The organism is Nocardioides sp. (genome assembly GCF_035547795.1).
GTDB lineage: Bacteria > Actinomycetota > Actinomycetes > Propionibacteriales > Nocardioidaceae > Nocardioides.
The window spans coordinates 1-16,935 of the sequence record NZ_DASZUF010000178.1 but is presented as its reverse complement, the minus strand read 5'-3'; the positions used below and the strand labels follow the sequence as shown (position 1 = coordinate 16,935).

Sequence of the window (16,935 nt, the reverse complement as noted above, 5' to 3'; positions counted from 1 at the left end):
TGACGCTCTCCGAGGTCCGCCGCACGGCGCGGGCCACGTCGTGGTTGACGTCGATCGCGCCGAGCCGGCCGCTCATGTTCGCGACGTCGATCCGCCAGCCGTCGAGGGAGTATGGCGCCCGCAGCCACCGCGCGACCGTCGAGTCGGACCCCTCGATCATGGCGTGGCGCATGTCGGGATTGGTGTGGTCCAGCTTGGGCAGGGTGCGGTGGCCCATCCAGCACTCGTAGCCGCCGTCGGGCCGGAAGCAGTACCAGTCCCGGGTGGGTCCGCCGGCCAGGGCCTGCCGGAACCACTCGTGAGTGTCGCCGGTGTGGTTGGCGGTCAGGTCGCCGAGCAGACGCCAGCCGCGCGCGTGCACGGCCCGAGCCAGTCGCGCGTAGGCCTCGTCGCCGCCGAGCAGCGGGTCGATCCGGTCGAACGTGCTGGCGTTGTAGCGGTGGTTGCTCTCCGCGGGGAAGACCGGCGTCAGGTAGACGGTGGTGCCTCCGACCGCCTCGATGTGGTCGAGGTGGTCGACGATTCCGTCCAGGTCGCCGCCGTAGAACCCGAGCCAGGTGCGGTCGTCGTCGCTCTCGTACGACGGCAGGCTGTCCCACGGCTGCGGCTTCGCCCAGGCCGGTGTCGGACGGTCGCCGGCGGCGGCGCTGCGGGCGAACCGGTCCGGGAAGATCTGGTAGACGACCGCGCTCCGGGTCCAGGGCGGGGCGGCCGGGTGGGTGGTGATGGTGAAGTCGAAGGCGTCGGGTACGTCGTAGGCCACGGTGCCGGCGGCGTGCACCCAGCGCTGGCCGCCGTCGGCGTCCTCGAGCAGGAAGCGATAGTGGGTCACCGGGTTGTGCACCAGCACCTCGCCCTCCCACCAGACGTCGCCGCCATCGTCGCCGCAACGGGCCCGGCACTCCCCGAACGTCGGCTCGGCGTCGTACGTCGTCCTGACCCAGACCCGCCGCGCCGGGTCCTCGCCGCTGACCCGCAGCCGCACGGTGACCCTCTCCTCCAGCGCCGGGGCGGGATTGCCGAGATAGAGCGGGGACCCGTCGTGATGCGGCTCGGAGAGCAGGCTCATGCGGCTATTCAAGCGGGTGCGGTCGACCAGCGCTTCGCGCCGGTGGCTCCTTCGCTCGGCACGAGCACGAGCCGGCTCGGCCTCGCCTCGCTCAGTCCCCTAGGATTGGCCGGCTGCCTGGGCAGCGCGCCGGTGTAGCTCAGTAGGTAGAGCGCCTTACTTGTAATAAGGATGTCGCGGGTTCGATTCCTGTCACCGGCTCAAGACCGTCGGTGGTCCGGCGTAGCGTGCCGACATGGCCGAGATTCTGCTTCTCCACCATGCCCGTGGCCTGACGCCGGGGGTGCTGTCCTTCGCCGACGCCCTGCGTGATGCGGGGCATCTGGTGCACACCCCCGATCTCTACGCCGGGCTGACGTTCCCCGACACCGAGGCCGGGGTGGCCCATGCCCGCGGGCTGGGCCAGGAGGTGCTCGCCCAGCGGGCCGCCGCCGCTGTCGAGCCGCTTCCGGCCGGCCTCGTCTACGCCGGGATGTCGATGGGCTGTGGGTATGCCACCTGGCTGGCGCTGACGTACCGTCCCGGCAGTGCCCGGGCGATGCTCTACCTGTTCGGCGCCGCCGACCCGGGGTGGTTCGAGGCCGAGTGGCCGTCGGGGCTGCCGGCAGTCGCGCACCAGACCCTCGACGACCCGTGGCGCGAGGTCGAGGCCGACGACGGGTTCCGTGCCCGGGTGCCGGGTGGCGAGCTGGTCGACTATCCCGGCAGCGGCCATCTCTTCCTCGACGACAGCACCGAGGACTACGACGCCGACGCCGCGCGGGCGGCCACGGCCCACATCCTGGCCTGGCTCGCCGGGCTCAGCTGAGCCGACGCACCTCGAAGCGGGTCGGCGGGTGCGCGATGTCCTCCTGGGAGGCCACCAGCTCCAGCTCGCGGCGGCCCGAGTCGAGGGTGCGTGCCAGGATCGCGAACAGGGTGTTGGCAGTGCGCCCCAGCGCGGTGGCCGTCGAGCCGGTGTCGAGCAGGTGTGCCAGGTAGATCGCCGCCGTCACGTCGCCGCCGCCGTTCGGCGCGATCGGCAGGTGCGGCGTCGTGACGACCCAAGCTCCCTCGTCGTCGACGGCGACCAGCGAAAGCGTCTCCGAGTCCTCGGTGTCCTCGGTGTCCTCGGTCACCACCGACGTCACCAGCACGTTGCGCGGACCGTTCGTCCGGACCCGCTCGACCGCGTCGAGTACGTCGCCCAGCCGCGGGGTCGCCTCCACACCCGCCAGGAAGTCGAGCTCGAAGTGGTTGGGCGTGATCACGTCGGCCACCGGCACCACCCGGTCGCGCATGAACTCCGGGATGCCGGGCCGGACGAACATCCCGCGCCCCACGTCGCCCATCACCGGGTCGCAGCAGTAGATCGCCTCCGGGTTGGCCGCCTTGACGCGGGCGACCGTGTCGAGCACCACGGCCCCCACGGCCGGGTCACCCTGATAGCCCGAGAGCACCGCGGAGATCCCCGGCAGCGCACCGCGCTCCTCGATCCCCTCGACCACGGCGGCGACGTCACCGGGAGCGACGACCGGCCCGCGCCACTCGCCGTACCCGGTGTGGTTGGAGAAGTTCACCGTCAGCACCGGCCACACCTCGTGGCCCAGGCGCTGGAGGGGGAAGACGGCCGCGGAGTTCCCGACGTACCCGAAGGCGACATGGGACTGGATCGAGAGGATCTGCACGGTCGGTATCGTGCCGGACATGAGCGATGCGATGGTCTACCGGTCCCTGGGCGACTCGGGCCTCATGGTCAGCGCGGTCGGCATCGGGTGCAACGCCTTCGGCCGTCGTGTCGATCTTGAGGGCGTTCGCGAGATCCTGGCGGCGGCGCGAGACACGGGAGTGACGCTGCTCGACACCGCCGACACCTACGGCGGCGTCGGAGCGAGCGAGCGACTGCTCGGCGAGGCGCTGCAGGGCCAGCGCGAGCACTTCGTGGTGGCCACCAAGTTCGGCATGTCGCTGGACGGCGAGTACGGCCACGACTTCGGCGCCCGCGGCGCGCGACGCTACGTCCGTCGCGCCGTCGAGGGGTCGCTGCGACGGCTGCGGACCGACCACATCGACCTCTACCAGCTGCACCGGCCCGACCCGGTCACCCCGATCGAGGAGACCCTCTCGGTGCTGACCGACCTCGTCCGCGAGGGCAAGATCGGCTACCTGGGCTGCTCCAACTTCGCCGCCTGGCAGCTCGCCGACGCGGACTGGACCGCCCGCACCGCGGGGCTGGAGCGGTTCGTCTCGATCCAGAACCAGTACTCCCTGCTCACCCGCGACATCGAGGACGAGGTGGTGCCCGCAGCCGAGCGCTACGGGGTCGGCGTACTGCCGTTCTTCCCGCTCGAGGCCGGCCTGCTGACCGGCAAGTACCGGCGCGGGCAGGAGCCGCCCGCCGGCACCCGCTTCGCGCAGGAGCAGGGCCGCCGGCAGTGGCTGGAGAACGCCGACTGGGACCGGATCGAGGCGTTCGAGGCGTACGCCGCTGCGCGACCTCGCTCCACTCGACGTCGCCATCGCCGGCCTGGCCGCCCAGCCGGCGGTCGCCTCCGTGATCGCCGGCGCGACCAGCGGCGCCCAGGTGCGAGCGAACGCCGCCGCGCTGCGCTGGGCGCCGACCGAGCAGGACCTGGCCGAGCTGGACCAGATCACCGCCGCTCGTTGAGAGGTCACCTTTGGCGCGTCGAGTGTCCACGGCCTGGACATTCAACGCGCCGAAAGTGACCTCTCGACCCGCCGAAAGTGACCTTTCGACGGATCGCGGTCATGCCGGGAGTGACCAGTCCATCGGCTCCCCACCCTGCTCGACCAGGAGCCGGTTGACCCGGGAGAACGGCCGCGAGCCGAAGAAGCCGCGGTGGGCCGAGAGCGGCGAGGGGTGGACCGACTCGACGTACGGAACGGTGCCCAGCATCGGCTTGAGCGACTGGGCGTGCCGGCCCCAGAGCACCGCCACCAGCGGGCCGCCGCGGGCGACTAGCGCGGCGATGGCACAGCCGGTCACGTCCTCCCAGCCCTTGCCCGCATGCGAGGCGGGCGCGCCCGGCCGCACCGTCAGCGACCTGTTGAGCAGCATCACGCCGCGCTCGGACCAGGCGGTCAGATCGCCGTGCTCGGGGACGGGTACGCCGAGGTCAGCGGTCAGCTCGGCGTAGATGTTGCGCAGCGAGGCGGGCAGTGGCCGGACGTGTCGCTCCACCGCGAAGGAGAGCCCGATCGGATGCCCGATGGTGGGGTAGGGGTCCTGGCCGACGATCAGCACCCGCACGTCGGCCAGGGGCCTGCGGAAGGCGGCGAAGATGCGGTCGCCGGCCGGGAGATAGGGCCGTCCCTTGGCGAGCTCCTCGCGCAGGAAGACGCCGAGCGCGCCGATCCGGTCATCGACCGGCGCGAGCGCCTCCGCCCAGTCGGGCGCCATCAGTCCACGGGAGACGAGTCCGGTGAGTGCGCTCACGGTGGGCAGGTTAGCGTTGCTAACGACATCAGACCGAGAACAGGTGTGCCTGAGCAGCAAGGAGCAATCGACTCATGAAGTTCGGACTCTTCATCCCGCAGGGCTGGCGCTTCGACCTGGTCGGCATCGAGCCGGCCCAGCAGTGGGCGACGATGCGCGACCTGGCCCGGCATGCCGACCAGAACCCCGGCTGGGAGAGCCTGTGGGTCTACGACCACTTCCACACCACGCCGCAGCCCTCGGATCAGGCCACGCACGAGGCGTGGACCCTGATGAGCGCGTTCGGCGCGGCCACCGAGCGGATCCGGCTCGGCCAGATGTGCACGTGCATGAGCTACCGCAACCCGGCGTACCTCGCGAAGGTCGCCGCCACCGTCGACCACGTCTCCGGCGGCCGCGTCGAGATGGGGATCGGCGCCGGGTGGTACGAGCACGAGTGGCGCGCCTACGGCTACGGCTTCCCCGAGCCGCGCGACCGGCTCGGCATGCTGCGCGAGGGCGTGCAGATCTTCCAGCAGGCCTGGAGCGCCGGCGTCTCGTCGCTGGACGGGAAGTACTACCAGGTCGACGGCGCGATCTGCCAGCCGCTGCCGCTGCAGCAGGGCCGCAGCGGCATCCCGCTGTGGATCGCCGGCGGCGGCGAGAAGGTGACCCTCAAGATCGCGGCTCAGTACGCCGACTACACCAACTTCGACGGCTCGGCGGAGGGCTTCGAGGCCAAGTCGGCGATCCTGGAGGAGCACTGCCGCACCCTCGGCCGCGACTTCGGTGAGATCACCCGCTCGGCCAACTACAACGTCTTCATCGGCGAGAGCCAGCAGGAGGTCGACGACAAGCTCGCCTGGTACGCCGACCACCTGTCCACCTCGCTCGGTGAGGCGGCCGCGGCCGAGTACGCCCGGCGGACCAGCGCGCAGGGCCTGGTCGGCACGCCCGAGCAGATCGTGGAGCGCCTGCAGGGGATGGAGCGGCGAGGGATGACCTACGCGATCGGCTACTTCGCGGACGCGGCCTACGACCGCAGCTCGATCGAGCTGTTCGAGTCGCAGGTCATTCCGGCGTTCCGCTGACCGCACGGCGGGGCGGGCGGGCCAGGTCGCGCGAGCTCTGCGAGGAGTAGCGGCGCCGCGGGTTGGCGCCGATCGCGCGTCCGGACGCCGGCTTCGTCGCCGGCTTCTCGGCGGTACGCCGAGAAGACGCGTGCTGCTCGATCCACGAGTCCAGCATCGGCCACGAGGTGGTCCGGGCCGCGCGGCCGGTCAGCATGCCCAGGTGCCCGCCGGGGACGACGTGGAAGCGCACCTCGGCCGAGCCGCGCAGCAAGTCGGTGAGCACCCGCACCGAGGGCACCGGCGCGATCCCGTCGGTGGCGCCGCCGAAGACCAGCACCGGGACCTCGATGTCGGCCAGGTCGAGGGTGCGGTCCGCCAGCTCGAAGGTGCCGTCGACCAGCTCGTTGCGGCGCACGAACCGGTGGTAGAGCTGCCCGAACGTCCGCCCCGGGTAGGCGATGATGCCCTCGGTGAACCTGTCCACCGCCTCCAGCTGCGCCAGGAAGTCGGAGTCGGCGAGGTGGATCAGCTGGGCGTAGGGCTTGGTCACCATCTTCTGCACCGCGGAGAGCTGGAACGCCCAGCGCACCAGCGGCTTGGGCGCCCCGCCGAGCAGGTGCACGGCGGTGCCGACGATCTTCCCGTCGGTCAGGTCGACCAGGGGCCGCAGCGGCGCGATCAGCGGCACCTGGCTGATGTCGATCGGGGTGCCGAAGATCGTCATCGAGGCGATCGGCAGATCGGGGAACGCCGCGGCGCTGAGCAGTGCGAACGTGCCGCCCAGGCTCCACGCCACCACGTGCACCGCCCGGCCGCCGGCGTGCTCGCTCACCTCGCGGACCGCCGCGGGCACCACCGTCTCGATCCAGTGCTCCATGCCGAGGTTGCGGTTGGCGAAGGAGATCTCGCCGTACTCGACCAGATAGGTGGGCCTGCCCTGCTGCACCAGGTGCTCCACCAGCGAGCAGCCGCGGCGCAGGTCGTAACAGCGCGAGGGCGCCGCCAGCGGCATGACGAGCAGCACCGGGTCGTCCAGCTGGGGTACGTCGGGCAGCGGGCGATAATGGTACAGCTCGCGCAGCATGCCGTCGTCGATCAGTTGGCGTGGCATCGGCCGCAGGTCGGCGATGCCACCGTAGAGCAGCTTGTGGGCGACGTTGCCGGCCGCGGCGGCGAGCTGGTCGGGCGTGGGCACGAACGGGACCTTCGCGGGCAGCAACGCGGGCACCGACACCATGGCCGGGAAACTACCCTGCGGCGCAGACCGTTGCCACCGGCGTCCGGCGCAGGGTAGGAACGCCCCATGAGACTGAGCCGCCTGGTAGGTGGGGCGACGGTGGCGCTCGGTGCGGTCGCGGTGCGCGACCTGCTGCAGAAGCGACACGCCCTGCAACGCAACTTCCCGGTGATCGGGCACGCCCGCTATCTGCTGGAGACGATCGGCCCCGAGCTGCGCCAGTACATCGTCACCAGCAACGAGGAGGAGCGGCCCTTCAGCCGCGACCAGCGCAGCTGGATCTACGCCAGCGCCAAGGCGGAGAACAACTACTTCGGCTTCGGCACCGACGTCGACGTGGAGCACGTGCAGGGGCACGCCTACATCAAGCAACGCACGTTCGCCTCGCAGCTGCCCGACGACCACGACCCGGCGGCGCGGCTGCCCAGCGCCAAGGTGCTCGGCGGTCCGCGCGGGCGGGCCAAGGCGTTCCGCCCGGGCTCGGTGGTGAACATCAGCGCGATGAGCTTCGGGTCGCTGTCGGGCGCGGCGATCACGGCGCTGAACAAGGGCGCGGCCGCGGCCGGGACGCTGCACAACACCGGCGAGGGCGGCCTGTCGCCGTACCACCGCAACGGTGCGGACCTGATCCTGCAGCTGGGGACGGCGTACTTCGGCTGTCGCGACCAGGACGGCGCCTTCTCGCTGGAGCGTCTGAAGGAGACCGTCGCCTCGGCGCCGGTGCGCGCGATCGAGATCAAGCTCTCCCAGGGCGCCAAGCCGGGGCTGGGCGGCCTGCTGCCCGCGGCCAAGATCACCCCCGAGATCGCCGAGATCCGCGGCATCCCGATGGGCCGCGACTGCGCCTCGCCGTCGCGGCACACGGCGTTCGGCGACGTGGACTCGATGCTGGACTTCGTCGAGCTGCTCGCCGCCGAGACCGGGCTGCCGGTGGGCATCAAGTCGGCGGTCGGCGAGCTCGGCTTCTGGCAGGACCTGGCCCGGCTGATGTCGGCGCACGACCGCGGCGTCGACTTCGTCACCATCGACGGCGGCGAGGGCGGCACCGGCGCCGCGCCGCTGCTGTTCACCGACTCGGTCTCGCTGCCGTTCCGGATGGGCTTCTCCCGGGTCTACGGCACCTTCGCCGAGCTCGGCCTGACCGACGAGCTCACCTTCATCGGCTCGGGCAAGCTCGGCCTGCCCGACAACGCCGTGGTGGCCTTCGCGCTCGGCGCCGACATGATCAACGTCGCCCGCGAGGCGATGCTCTCCATCGGATGCATCCAGTCGCAGAAGTGCCACACCGACAGGTGCCCCACCGGCGTCGCCACCCAGAACCCCTGGCTCGTGCACGGCCTGGACCCGCACGACAAGGGGGTCCGCTGCGCGGTCTACCTGCGGGTGCTGCGCAAGGAGCTGATGAAGGTCTCCGCCGCCGTCGGCGTCGCCCACCCGGGCCTGATCACCGCCGAGGACGTGGAGATCCTCAGCGGCGACTACGAGGCCCGCTCGCTCGCCTCGGTCTACGGCTACAAGGACGGCTGGGGCGCGCTCGGCCCGCGGCTGGAGGCGGAGCTGCTCGACCTGATGACGACCAAGCCGGACTTCAACGAGAAGGAGCCCGCCTGAGACTGTCACAGCCTCCGCGTACGGTTCCCTCCACTCCGATCTCGGGTCACAATGGAAGGAGCCTTGATGTGTCGGTCGTCCCTGGAGGTGCCGTGGAGAGCCTGCAGCGCCTGCGCATGTCCTACGAGGAGTACCTCGAGCTTCCCGACGACGTCCGCGCGGAGTACGTCGACGGCGAGGTCATCGTGACGCCGCCGGCTCGGCTGAGCCATCAGAAGGCCGAGATGCGTCTCGGCGTGGCGCTGTCCAACGCGCTGCCCGGCCTCATCGTGGTCGCCGAGGCCGGGCTCAGCACCGCGCCGACCCGCAAGCGGATCCCAGACCTGATGGTTCTCGAGGAGGCCGACGGCGACCAGATCTTCGCCGAGGAGACGCCGCTGGTGGTGGTCGAGGTCCTCTCGCCGTCGACCCGCAACGAGGACGTCTTCCGCAAGACGGTCGAGTACGAGCGCGCGGGTGTCGGGCAGTACTGGATCCTCGACCGCGACGCGGGCACGCTGACGGTGCTGACCCGCGGTGAGGACGGCTGGGAGGTCGGGCTGGAGCTCAGCGCGACCACCCCGCGCGGTGAGGTCGCCATCGGTGGCCACGGCACCGTCCCGCTGGACTTGGAGGAGCTGCTTCGGCCCTGAGGCGGGTCAGTGCGGCGGCTTGACCGCCTTGCCGTGCAGCGCCGGGACCTCCGCCAGCTCGGTGAGGAACGACGCGGCCCAGGCGTCGATGTCGTTGGTGGCGACGGTCTTGCGCATCGCCTTCATCCGTCGGGTCTGCTCACGGTGGTCGGCCTGGTAGGCGTCCAGAAGAGCCGCCTTCATGCCGTTGAGGTCGTAGGGATTGACCAACCAGGCCTGGCGCAGCTCGTCGGCGGCGCCGGCGAACTCCGAGAGCACCAGCGCGCCGTCGTTCTCGTAGCGGCAGGCGACGTACTCCTTGCACACCAGGTTCATGCCGTCGCGGTACGGCGTCACGACCATCACGTCCGCCGCCCGGTAGAGGGCGGCCATCTCCTCGCGCGGGTAGGACGAGTGCAGGTAGGAGACCGCCGGCCGTCCGATCCGGCCGAGGTCACCGTTGATCCGCCCGACCAACCGCTCGATGTCGTCGCGCAACACCCGGTACTGCTCCACCCGCTCGCGGGAGGGCACGGCCACCTGGACGAAGACCGCCTCATCGACGTCGAAGTGCCCGTCGCGCATCACCTCGCTGAAGGCGCGCAGTCGGGCGTAGATGCCCTTGGTGTAGTCGAGCCGGTCGACGCCGAGGAAGATCTTCTTCGGGTTGCCCAGCGCTTCCCGGATCTCCTTCGCACGGGCGTTGACGCTCTCAGAGCGGGCGAGCTGCTCGTAGCCGGCGGCGTCGATCGAGATCGGGAACGCCGCCGCCTTCACGGTGCGTCCATCGGGCAGGTAGACCAGGTCGCGATGGGTCTTGTGACCGACTCGCTGGCGCACCAGCCGGACGAAGTTCTGCGCCGCCCCGGGCAGCTGGAAGCCGACCAGGTCGGCACCGAGCAGGCCCTCCAGGATCTGCCGCCGCCAGGGCAGTTGCTGGAACAGCTCGGCCGGCGGGAACGGGATGTGCAGGTAGAACCCGATGCGCAGGTCGGGGCGCAGCTCGCGCAGCAGCTGCGGCACCAGCTGCAGCTGGTAGTCCTGCACCCACACCGTGCCTCCCTTGGAGGCGACCTCGGCGGCCTGCTCGGCGAAGCGCCGGTTGACCTGCTGGTAGGTGTCCCACCACTCCCGGTGGAACTCCGGCTTGGCCACCAGGTCGTGGTACAGCGGCCAGATGGTGCCGTTGGAGAAGCCCTCGTAGTGGCCCTCGATCTGAGCCGGCGTCATCGACATCGGCAGCAGCCGCATCCCGTCGTCCTCGAGTGGCTCGAGGTGCTGCTCGGTGCCGCCGGGCCAGCCGATCCACACCCCGTCGTTGGCGCGCAGCACCGGCTCCAGGGCCGTGACGAGCCCGCCGGGGGAGCGCCGCCAGGACCGGGACCCGTCCGCCAGCTCCACCCGGTCTACGGGCAGTCGGTTGGCGACGATGACGAGATCGGCCTGCATGCTGTCGACCATAGCGGGATCCAGTTACCCGCAGGCCACCACGACAGTCACTCTCCGGGATAGCGGATCCCGGTCTGCCGCCGGATCTCCTCCATCTGCCGCATCAGGGTCAGCGTCTGGGTGTGCGGCACCAGCGGCGACTCCAGCAGCCCCTCGCGCAGGCAGCGGTTCACCTCGGCGATCTCGTTGCCGTAGCCGCGCCCGATGACCGGCTCGTCCGGCTCGATCTCGATCGGCTCCAGCGGGCCCGCGTCGGCGGTCCAGTCGGCCATCTGGGCCTGCGGGGTGAAGGTGATCCGGGTCGGATGATGGAACTCCGGTACGTCGATCCGGCCGGCGTCCGTCGCGATCGCCGCCGCGCCGCTGGTCCACGACGTCATCGAGGCGTGCATGGTGGCCAGTGCGCCGCCGGCGTACGCGCCGGTCATCGCGACCGACAGGTCGAAGGCGGCGTCGTCGACCTCGCGCAGGTCGGCCTGGGCGGTCATCGATCGGGCCTCGCCCAGCAGCAGGTGGGCGAAGGTGAGCGGGTAGATCCCCATGTCCAGCAGGGCGCCGGCCCCCAGGTCGGGGTTGAGCATCCGGTCCTCGGGGGATGCCTGCACCACGAAGCCGAGTTCGGCGTGCACGTGCCGCGGGGTGCCGAACTCACCGGCCGCCAGCCGACGCTGCAGCGCCCGCACGCCCGGGTGGCAGGCCGTCCACATCGCCTCCATCAGGAACCGCCGGTGCTCGCGGGCCAGCGCCACCATCTCCTCGGCGTCGGCCAGCGAGATCGTCAGTGGCTTCTCGCACAGGACGTGCTTGCCCGCCTCGAACGCCAGCCGGACGTTGTCCAGGTGCAGGGCGTGCGGGGTCGCGATGTAGACGACGTCGACGTTCGGGTCGGCGACCAGCTCCGCATAGGAGCCGTGCGCTGCGATCGGTCCGCCGGTGTCCCCGTCGTACTCGGCGGCGAAGGCCTGGGCTGACGCGAGCCGGCGGGAGCCGACGGCGGTCAGCGCGGCGCCGGGGACCAGCATCAGGTCGCGGGCGAAGGTGTGGGCGATCTTGCCGGTGGCGAGGATGCCCCAGCGGACGGGCTCGGCTGACATGCGGCCAAGGTAGCGCCACGCCGGGCATACGAACCACAACGGTGTAGTTCGTCCTCTAGAGTTGGCCACGGATCTGTCGGACGATCGAGAGTGGGGGAGTCAGCCATGGTCGCCAACGCCCTGCCCAGTGGCGACGCCAGCGACGCGCCGGGTCTGAGCGAGCGAGACCAGGAGATCCTCGCCTTCGAGCGCCAGTGGTGGAAGTACGCCGGCGCCAAGGAGGCCGCCGTCCGGGAGAAGTTCGACATGTCCTCCACGCGCTACTACCAGGTGCTCAACGCGCTCATCGACCGTCCCGAGGCGCTGGCCGCCGACCCGTTGCTGGTGCGTCGGCTGCGCCGCCTGCGGGCAGCGCGGCAGCGGCAGCGCTCGGCCCGGCGACTCGGATTCGAGATCTAGGCCATGCGCAATCTGTGGATGCGCGACCAGCGTGGCATCGCCCTGCCCTCGCCGGTGGTGCTGCTGAGCATCGTCGCGGTCGTGATGGCCGCGATCGCATTCGTGGCGACCCGCGGGCATGATGACGGCGACCGCCGGATCGTGCCCACCGCCCAGGTCAGCACCACGCCCGTCCCGACGCCCGCGGTGACGCCGTCGGCGAAGCCCAAGCCGAAGACGGTCAAGCGCGCCAAGGTGTACGTCGAGGTCTTCAACAACTCGCAGGTCAAGGGCCTGGCCGCCCAGGTGGGCCAGAAGGCGTCGAAGATCGGCTGGAACGTCGTGGGCCAGGACAACTGGTACGGCTCCATCTCGGCCTCGACCGTCTACTACCCCAAGCGGCTCAAGGCCGCCGGCAAGCAGCTCGCCCTCGACCTCGGCATCCGCCGCACAGCGCCGGCGATCGATCCGATGAAGATGGACCGGCTCACTGTCATCCTCACCGGCCCGCTCTCGTAGCCCCCGGACCGCATGGCACTGTAGGTGCCATGGACGTCACGTCGGCCGCCGCCGAGCAGAAGTACGCCGCGCTCGCGGCCATCGCTGGTCAGGCCGTGGTCGCGCTCGACTTCGACGGCACGCTCGCGCCGATCGTCGATGACCCGGCCCGGGCCCACATCCATCCCGATGCGGGCGCGGTGCTGGTCGAGCTGGCGCCGAAGGTGCGTGCGATCGCGGTGGTGACCGGCCGGCCGGCACGCCAGGTGCTCGATCTGGGCGGCCTGGAGGAGGTCGCCGACGCGCTGGCCGGCGCCGGGACGGAACTGCTGGTCTTCGGGCAGTACGGCAACGAGCGCTGGACCTCCACCAGCCGCGCCATCGCCGGCCCACGCCCGCCTGCCGGGCTGGCCACGCTCCTGCGCGACCTGCCTGCGATCCTGCGCGTGGCCGACGCTCCGGACGCGTACGTCGAGGACAAGGGCCTGGCCGTCGCGGTCCACACCCGCCGGCTTGCCGACCCGCAGGGCGCCTTCGACCGGCTGCTCGGCCCGCTGCGTGAGGCCGCCGAGGCGCACGACCTGGTGATCGAGCCGGGCAAGCAGGTGATCGAGGTGCGCTCCGGGGGGATGGACAAGGGCCTGGTGGTGGACCGGCTGGTCGACACCCTGGCCGCCAAGGCCGTCCTCTTCGCCGGCGACGACCTGGGCGACGTGGAGGCGTTCGAGGCGCTGGACGCCTGGAACGCCGAGGGCCTGACCACGCTCAAGGTCTGCTCGGCCTCCCCGGGCGACGCGGAGCGGAGTGCCCTGGTGCCACTGGCCGACATCGTGGTCGACGGCCCCGACGGCGTACTGGCGCTGTTGCGCCGACTCGCTAGCGACGCCGCCTAGTGACCACATCGCGAGACGGCAAACTCACGATGTGAGATGCCGATGTGCGGCCGGAACGTCGCGTCACCTAGAGTGACGACTGCTCATCGAGAGGGACTGAGGGAACGGCCCAGCGAAGTCCCGGCAACCGACCACGAGCCTCCGCTGCAAGACGGACGTGGACGCGGTGCTAATTCCGGCCCGGCGCGAGAGACGCGATCGGGGAAGATGAGGAGGAGGACTCATGAGCGCTGTTGTCACCGAGGAGACCACGCTGCGCGAGGGCGCCTTCGGCAACGCCGTCGCGCTGTCGTGTCGCGAGTGCGGTCACCGCGTGGACCTGGGTCCGCACTACGCGTGTCCGGAGTGCTTCGGCCCGCTCGAGGTCGCCTACGACTTCCCTGCCATCACGCGCGCCGAGATCGAGGCCGGCCCGCGCAACATCTGGCGCTACAAGGCGCTGCTCCCGGTCCCGGCGGACATCGAGCAGAGCCCCAACACCGAGCCCGGCTTCACCCGGCTGTTGGAGGCGAAGAACCTCGCCGCGGAGCTCGGCCTGGCCCGGTTGTGGGTCAAGGACGACTCCACCAACCCGACCAACTCCTTCAAGGACCGCGTGGTCGCCTGTGCCCTCAGCGCCGCCCGTGAGCTCGGGGCCAAGGTCTTCGCCTGTCCCTCCACCGGCAACCTGGCCAATGCCGTCGCCGCGGCCGGTGCCCGCGCTGGGATGAAGACGGTGGTCTTCATCCCGAGCGACCTGGAGCAGCCCAAGCAGGTCAACTCCGCGATCTTCACCGACAACCTGGTCGCCGTCGACGGCAACTACGACGACGTCAACAAGCTGGCCCAGGAGATCGCGGCCGAGGAGGACGGCTGGGCGTTCGTGAACGTCAACGTCCGCCCGTTCTACGCGGAGGGCTCCAAGACGCTCGGCTTCGAGATCGCCGAGCAGCTCGGCTGGCGGCTGCCCGACCAGATCGTCATCCCGGTCGCCTCGGGGTCGCAGCTGACCAAGGTCGACAAGGCGTTCGGTGAGCTGATCAAGCTCGGCCTGGTCGAGGAGAAGCCCTATCGGATCTTCGGCGCCCAGGCGACCGGCTGCAACCCGGTCGCCACCGCCTACAAGAACGGCGTCGACGCGATCCGCCCGGTCAAGCCGGACACCATCGCCAAGTCGCTCGCGATCGGCAACCCGGCCGACGGCCTCTACGTGCTCGACTCGACCCGGCGCTCCGCCGGCGGCGTCGAGGAGGTCACCGACGACGAGATCCGTGCCGGCATCGTGCTGCTCGCCCGCACCGAGGGCGTCTTCACCGAGACCGCTGGCGGCACCACCGTCGCCGTCACCAAGAAGCTCGTCGAGACCGGCCAGCTGGACCCGTCCCTGGAGACGGTCATCATCAACACCGGTCACGGCCTCAAGACGCTGGACGCCATCTCCGGTGTGGTGGGCCCGCGGGCCACGATCGCCGCGTCGTACGGCGCCTTCGAGGCGGCTGGTCTCTCCGACGCCTGACGCCGTTCGGCGGCCGTTCACCCGCGCCCGGTAGGCAAGGGGCCGTGACGCGAGGTGAGGACGCACGCAGGCTCGGCCGGATCGCCGCCGGGGCTGGGGTCGCGGGCGCCGTCGGCGTGGTCGGCGCCGCGGCCGGAGCCGGGTTCGTGGCGCTGCTGAGGCGGCAGGCGGCGCATGCCCGGGCGATCATCGGCAAGCCGTTCGGCGAGACAGCCCCGGACGCCGACAAGACCTACAAGAAGTCGTACGGCGATCGCATCGACCTGCTCCTTCTCGGCGACTCGATCGCCGCCGGACTGGGCGCCGAGGACGCCGACGGCACCCTGGGCGCCCGGCTGGCCAAGGGCATCGCCAAGAAGACCAGGCGAGCCGTGCGGCTCACCACCGCGGCCCAGGTGGGCAGCGAGTCCTGGATGCTGCCCGAGCAGCTGCTGACGCTGGCGCCGTCGTACCGCCCGGACGTGGCCGTGGTCGTCGTCGGGGGCAACGACGTGACTCACCGGGTGCCGGTCGGGGAGTCGATCAAGCACCTGACCGAGACGATCGAGGCGCTGCGGGTGCGCGGCGCCCAGGTGGTGGTCGGCACCTGCCCCGACCTCGGCGCGCTGCGTGCCCTGCCCCAGCCGTTGCGCTCGCTGGGCTCGCGGGCCTCGCGCCAGCTCGCCGCCGCGCAGACCGCGGCGGCGCTGAGCGCGGGGGCCTACGCGGTCTCGCTCGCCGAGGTGGTCGGGCCGTTCTTCATCACCAACCCGGACGAGATGTTCAGCCTCGACCGGTTCCACCCCAGCGCGAAGGGCTACAAGCGCACCGCCAAGGCGATCCTGCCCTCGGTGCTGGCCGCGCTCGGCGTCCGCGACGAGGTGCCCTTCGGTCACCAGAGCCCGCAGCAGGGCTGAGCCTCGGACTAGTCTGCGGCCTATGCCGCGCCACGTCGCCCGCCGCCCGACCCTGGAGGACGTCGCCGCCCGCGCGGGCGTCGGTCGCGGCACGGCCTCCCGCGTGATCAACGGCGGCGCGCGGGTCTCGGAGAAGGCCAAGGCGGCGGTGGAGAAGGCGATCGCCGAGCTTGGCTACATCCCCAACCGTGCGGCCCGATCGCTGGCCACCCAGCGCACCGACGCGGTCGCGCTGGTCATCGCCGAGGCGGAGGAGCGGGTCTTTGGCGAGCCGTTCTTCGCCGGCGTGGTCCGCGGCATCGGTACGGCGTTGGCCGCGGCCGACCGTCAACTCGTGCTGCTGCTCGCCCCGGCCGAGCGTCATGCCACCCTGGGCGACTACCTCACGCGCCAGCACGTCGACGGCGTACTCCTGCTCTCGCTGCACGACGACAACACCCTGCCCACGCAGATCGCCGAGCGCGGGATGCCGGTGGTGCTCGGCGGCGGCCGCGTCCCGCCGCCGGCGATCGGCTTCGTGGACAACGACAACGAGCAGGGTGCGCGCCTGGCCGTGGAGCACCTGGTGGCCCGCGGTCGTCGGGTCATCGCCACCGTCACCGGGCCGCTGGACATGGAGGTCGGTCGGACCCGGCTGCGTGCCTATCGGGCCGCGCTCGAGGCGGCCGGCCTGGCGTACCACGACGACCTGGTCGCGCCGGGCGACTTCTCCCAGTCGTCGGGGGAGGAGGGCATGCGGGCGCTGCTGGTCCGGCGGCCCGACATCGACGCGGTGTTCTGCGCCAACGACCCGATGGCCGCCGGAGCGCTCGGCGTCCTGCGCGATGCCGGACGCCGAGTGCCCGAGGACGTGTCGGTGGTCGGCTTCGACGACTCCCGCATCGCCCTGTCGACTCATCCGCGGCTGACCTCGGTGCACCAGTCGCCGGAGGCGATGGGCCGGGCGATGGTCGACGTCGTCCTCGCCGCGATCGCCGAGCCCGAGGCCGCTCTCGGCCGGCGGATGCTGCCGACCCGGCTGGTGGTGCGCGAGTCCAGCTAGCGCACCGCCCGGGCGAACTCCCCGACCACGTCCGCGGCGGTCGTCTCGTGGGTGAGGGCGACCACGCCCTCACCGGCGTAGAGGTGCGCGACGGAGTAGTCCTGTCCGGAGACGGCGGCCCGGAAGCGGGTGCGGGCGCCCTCGTCCAGCTCCTCCTCGCGGCCGATCCACTCC

17 protein-coding genes, 1 tRNA gene and 1 riboswitch are annotated in these 16,935 nt (G+C 71.3%); of the genes, 12 read left to right on the top strand and 6 right to left on the bottom strand.

The features are described from left to right. On the bottom strand, positions 1–1,069 hold a 1,069-nt coding region (locus tag VHA72_RS12780; RefSeq protein ID WP_325575790.1), incomplete at its 3' end, for an alpha-amylase family glycosyl hydrolase. 128 nt (positions 1,070–1,197) lie between these two features. Between VHA72_RS12780 and VHA72_RS12775 the strand changes: the two genes are divergently transcribed. Together VHA72_RS12775 and VHA72_RS12770 are read left to right on the top strand one after the other, a co-directional pair. Then, positions 1,198–1,270, top strand: a tRNA-Thr gene (locus VHA72_RS12775). Positions 1,271–1,304: 34 nt separating this feature from the next. Beyond that, complete coding sequence (locus VHA72_RS12770; protein ID WP_325575787.1) at positions 1,305–1,877, top strand: dienelactone hydrolase family protein; 573 nt, start codon at positions 1,305–1,307, stop codon at positions 1,875–1,877. Here the strand turns inward: VHA72_RS12770 and pdxY are convergent. Further along, complete coding sequence (gene pdxY / locus VHA72_RS12765) at positions 1,870–2,736, bottom strand: pyridoxal kinase PdxY (RefSeq protein ID WP_325575785.1); 867 nt, start codon at positions 2,734–2,736, stop codon at positions 1,870–1,872. The two genes, VHA72_RS12770 and pdxY, sit on opposite strands and share 8 nt — an antisense overlap. A gap of 19 nt (positions 2,737–2,755) precedes the next feature. On the opposite strand from pdxY, the gene VHA72_RS12760 reads away from it, so the two are divergent. Then, on the top strand, positions 2,756–3,775 hold the full coding sequence (locus tag VHA72_RS12760; RefSeq protein WP_325575783.1) for an aldo/keto reductase: 1,020 nt from the start codon (positions 2,756–2,758) through the stop codon (positions 3,773–3,775). Between the two features lie 40 nt (positions 3,776–3,815). On the opposite strand, the gene VHA72_RS12755 is transcribed toward VHA72_RS12760, so the two are convergent. Next, entirely contained in the window at positions 3,816–4,469 is a 654-nt protein-coding gene (locus VHA72_RS12755) for a uracil-DNA glycosylase (protein ID WP_325575791.1), read from the bottom strand. A 110-nt stretch (positions 4,470–4,579) separates the two neighbouring features. Here VHA72_RS12755 and VHA72_RS12750 point away from each other — a divergent pair, with 110 nt between their 5' ends. Then, a complete protein-coding gene (locus VHA72_RS12750; protein WP_325575782.1) occupies positions 4,580–5,575 on the top strand; it encodes an LLM class F420-dependent oxidoreductase in 996 nt (331 codons plus the stop codon). Here the strand turns inward: VHA72_RS12750 and VHA72_RS12745 are convergent. Further along, the gene (locus tag VHA72_RS12745; RefSeq protein WP_325575780.1) at positions 5,556–6,794 is read right to left on the bottom strand and encodes an alpha/beta fold hydrolase; all 1,239 of its coding nucleotides are present in this window, start codon (positions 6,792–6,794) and stop codon (positions 5,556–5,558) included. The genes VHA72_RS12750 and VHA72_RS12745 overlap by 20 nt on opposite strands. Before the next feature lie 66 nt (positions 6,795–6,860). Here VHA72_RS12745 and VHA72_RS12740 point away from each other — a divergent pair, with 66 nt between their 5' ends. Further along, positions 6,861–8,405 carry an FMN-binding glutamate synthase family protein gene (locus VHA72_RS12740; RefSeq protein ID WP_325575778.1) on the top strand — a complete coding sequence of 515 codons (1,545 nt, stop codon included), beginning with the start codon at positions 6,861–6,863 and terminating at the stop codon, positions 8,403–8,405. A 68-nt stretch (positions 8,406–8,473) separates the two neighbouring features. Next, positions 8,474–9,037 carry a Uma2 family endonuclease gene (locus tag VHA72_RS12735; RefSeq protein ID WP_325575776.1) on the top strand — a complete coding sequence of 188 codons (564 nt, stop codon included), beginning with the start codon at positions 8,474–8,476 and terminating at the stop codon, positions 9,035–9,037. A gap of 6 nt (positions 9,038–9,043) precedes the next feature. Here the strand turns inward: VHA72_RS12735 and VHA72_RS12730 are convergent, their stop codons facing one another. Together VHA72_RS12730 and VHA72_RS12725 are read right to left on the bottom strand one after the other, a co-directional pair. Next, positions 9,044–10,465, bottom strand: coding sequence for an alpha,alpha-trehalose-phosphate synthase (UDP-forming) (locus VHA72_RS12730; RefSeq protein WP_414689801.1), 1,422 nt, complete (start codon positions 10,463–10,465; stop codon positions 9,044–9,046). 47 nt (positions 10,466–10,512) lie between these two features. Then, positions 10,513–11,559 carry a Gfo/Idh/MocA family oxidoreductase gene (locus VHA72_RS12725; RefSeq protein WP_325575772.1) on the bottom strand — a complete coding sequence of 349 codons (1,047 nt, stop codon included), beginning with the start codon at positions 11,557–11,559 and terminating at the stop codon, positions 10,513–10,515. Between the two features lie 105 nt (positions 11,560–11,664). Here VHA72_RS12725 and napA point away from each other — a divergent pair, with 105 nt between their 5' ends. The 6 genes from napA (at position 11,665) to VHA72_RS12695 (ending at position 16,761) form a co-directional block, all read left to right on the top strand. Further along, a complete protein-coding gene (gene napA, locus VHA72_RS12720; protein WP_325575771.1) occupies positions 11,665–11,958 on the top strand; it encodes a nucleoid-associated protein NapA in 294 nt (97 codons plus the stop codon). Positions 11,959–11,961: 3 nt separating this feature from the next. Next, positions 11,962–12,456: a LytR C-terminal domain-containing protein gene (locus VHA72_RS12715; RefSeq protein ID WP_325575769.1), complete on the top strand. Its 495-nt coding sequence runs from the start codon at positions 11,962–11,964 to the stop codon at positions 12,454–12,456. A gap of 29 nt (positions 12,457–12,485) precedes the next feature. Next, positions 12,486–13,328, top strand: a complete 843-nt coding sequence (gene otsB, locus VHA72_RS12710) for a trehalose-phosphatase (protein WP_325575767.1) — start codon at positions 12,486–12,488, stop codon at positions 13,326–13,328. A gap of 80 nt (positions 13,329–13,408) precedes the next feature. After that, a riboswitch (SAM riboswitch) is annotated at positions 13,409–13,542 on the top strand. Between the two features lie 9 nt (positions 13,543–13,551). Then, complete coding sequence (thrC, locus tag VHA72_RS12705; protein WP_325575765.1) at positions 13,552–14,823, top strand: threonine synthase; 1,272 nt, start codon at positions 13,552–13,554, stop codon at positions 14,821–14,823. Between the two features lie 44 nt (positions 14,824–14,867). Further along, positions 14,868–15,719 carry an SGNH/GDSL hydrolase family protein gene (locus tag VHA72_RS12700; protein WP_325575763.1) on the top strand — a complete coding sequence of 284 codons (852 nt, stop codon included), beginning with the start codon at positions 14,868–14,870 and terminating at the stop codon, positions 15,717–15,719. A 22-nt stretch (positions 15,720–15,741) separates the two neighbouring features. Further along, on the top strand, positions 15,742–16,761 hold the full coding sequence (locus VHA72_RS12695; protein WP_325575761.1) for a LacI family DNA-binding transcriptional regulator: 1,020 nt from the start codon (positions 15,742–15,744) through the stop codon (positions 16,759–16,761). Positions 16,762–16,935 lie beyond the last annotated feature (174 nt).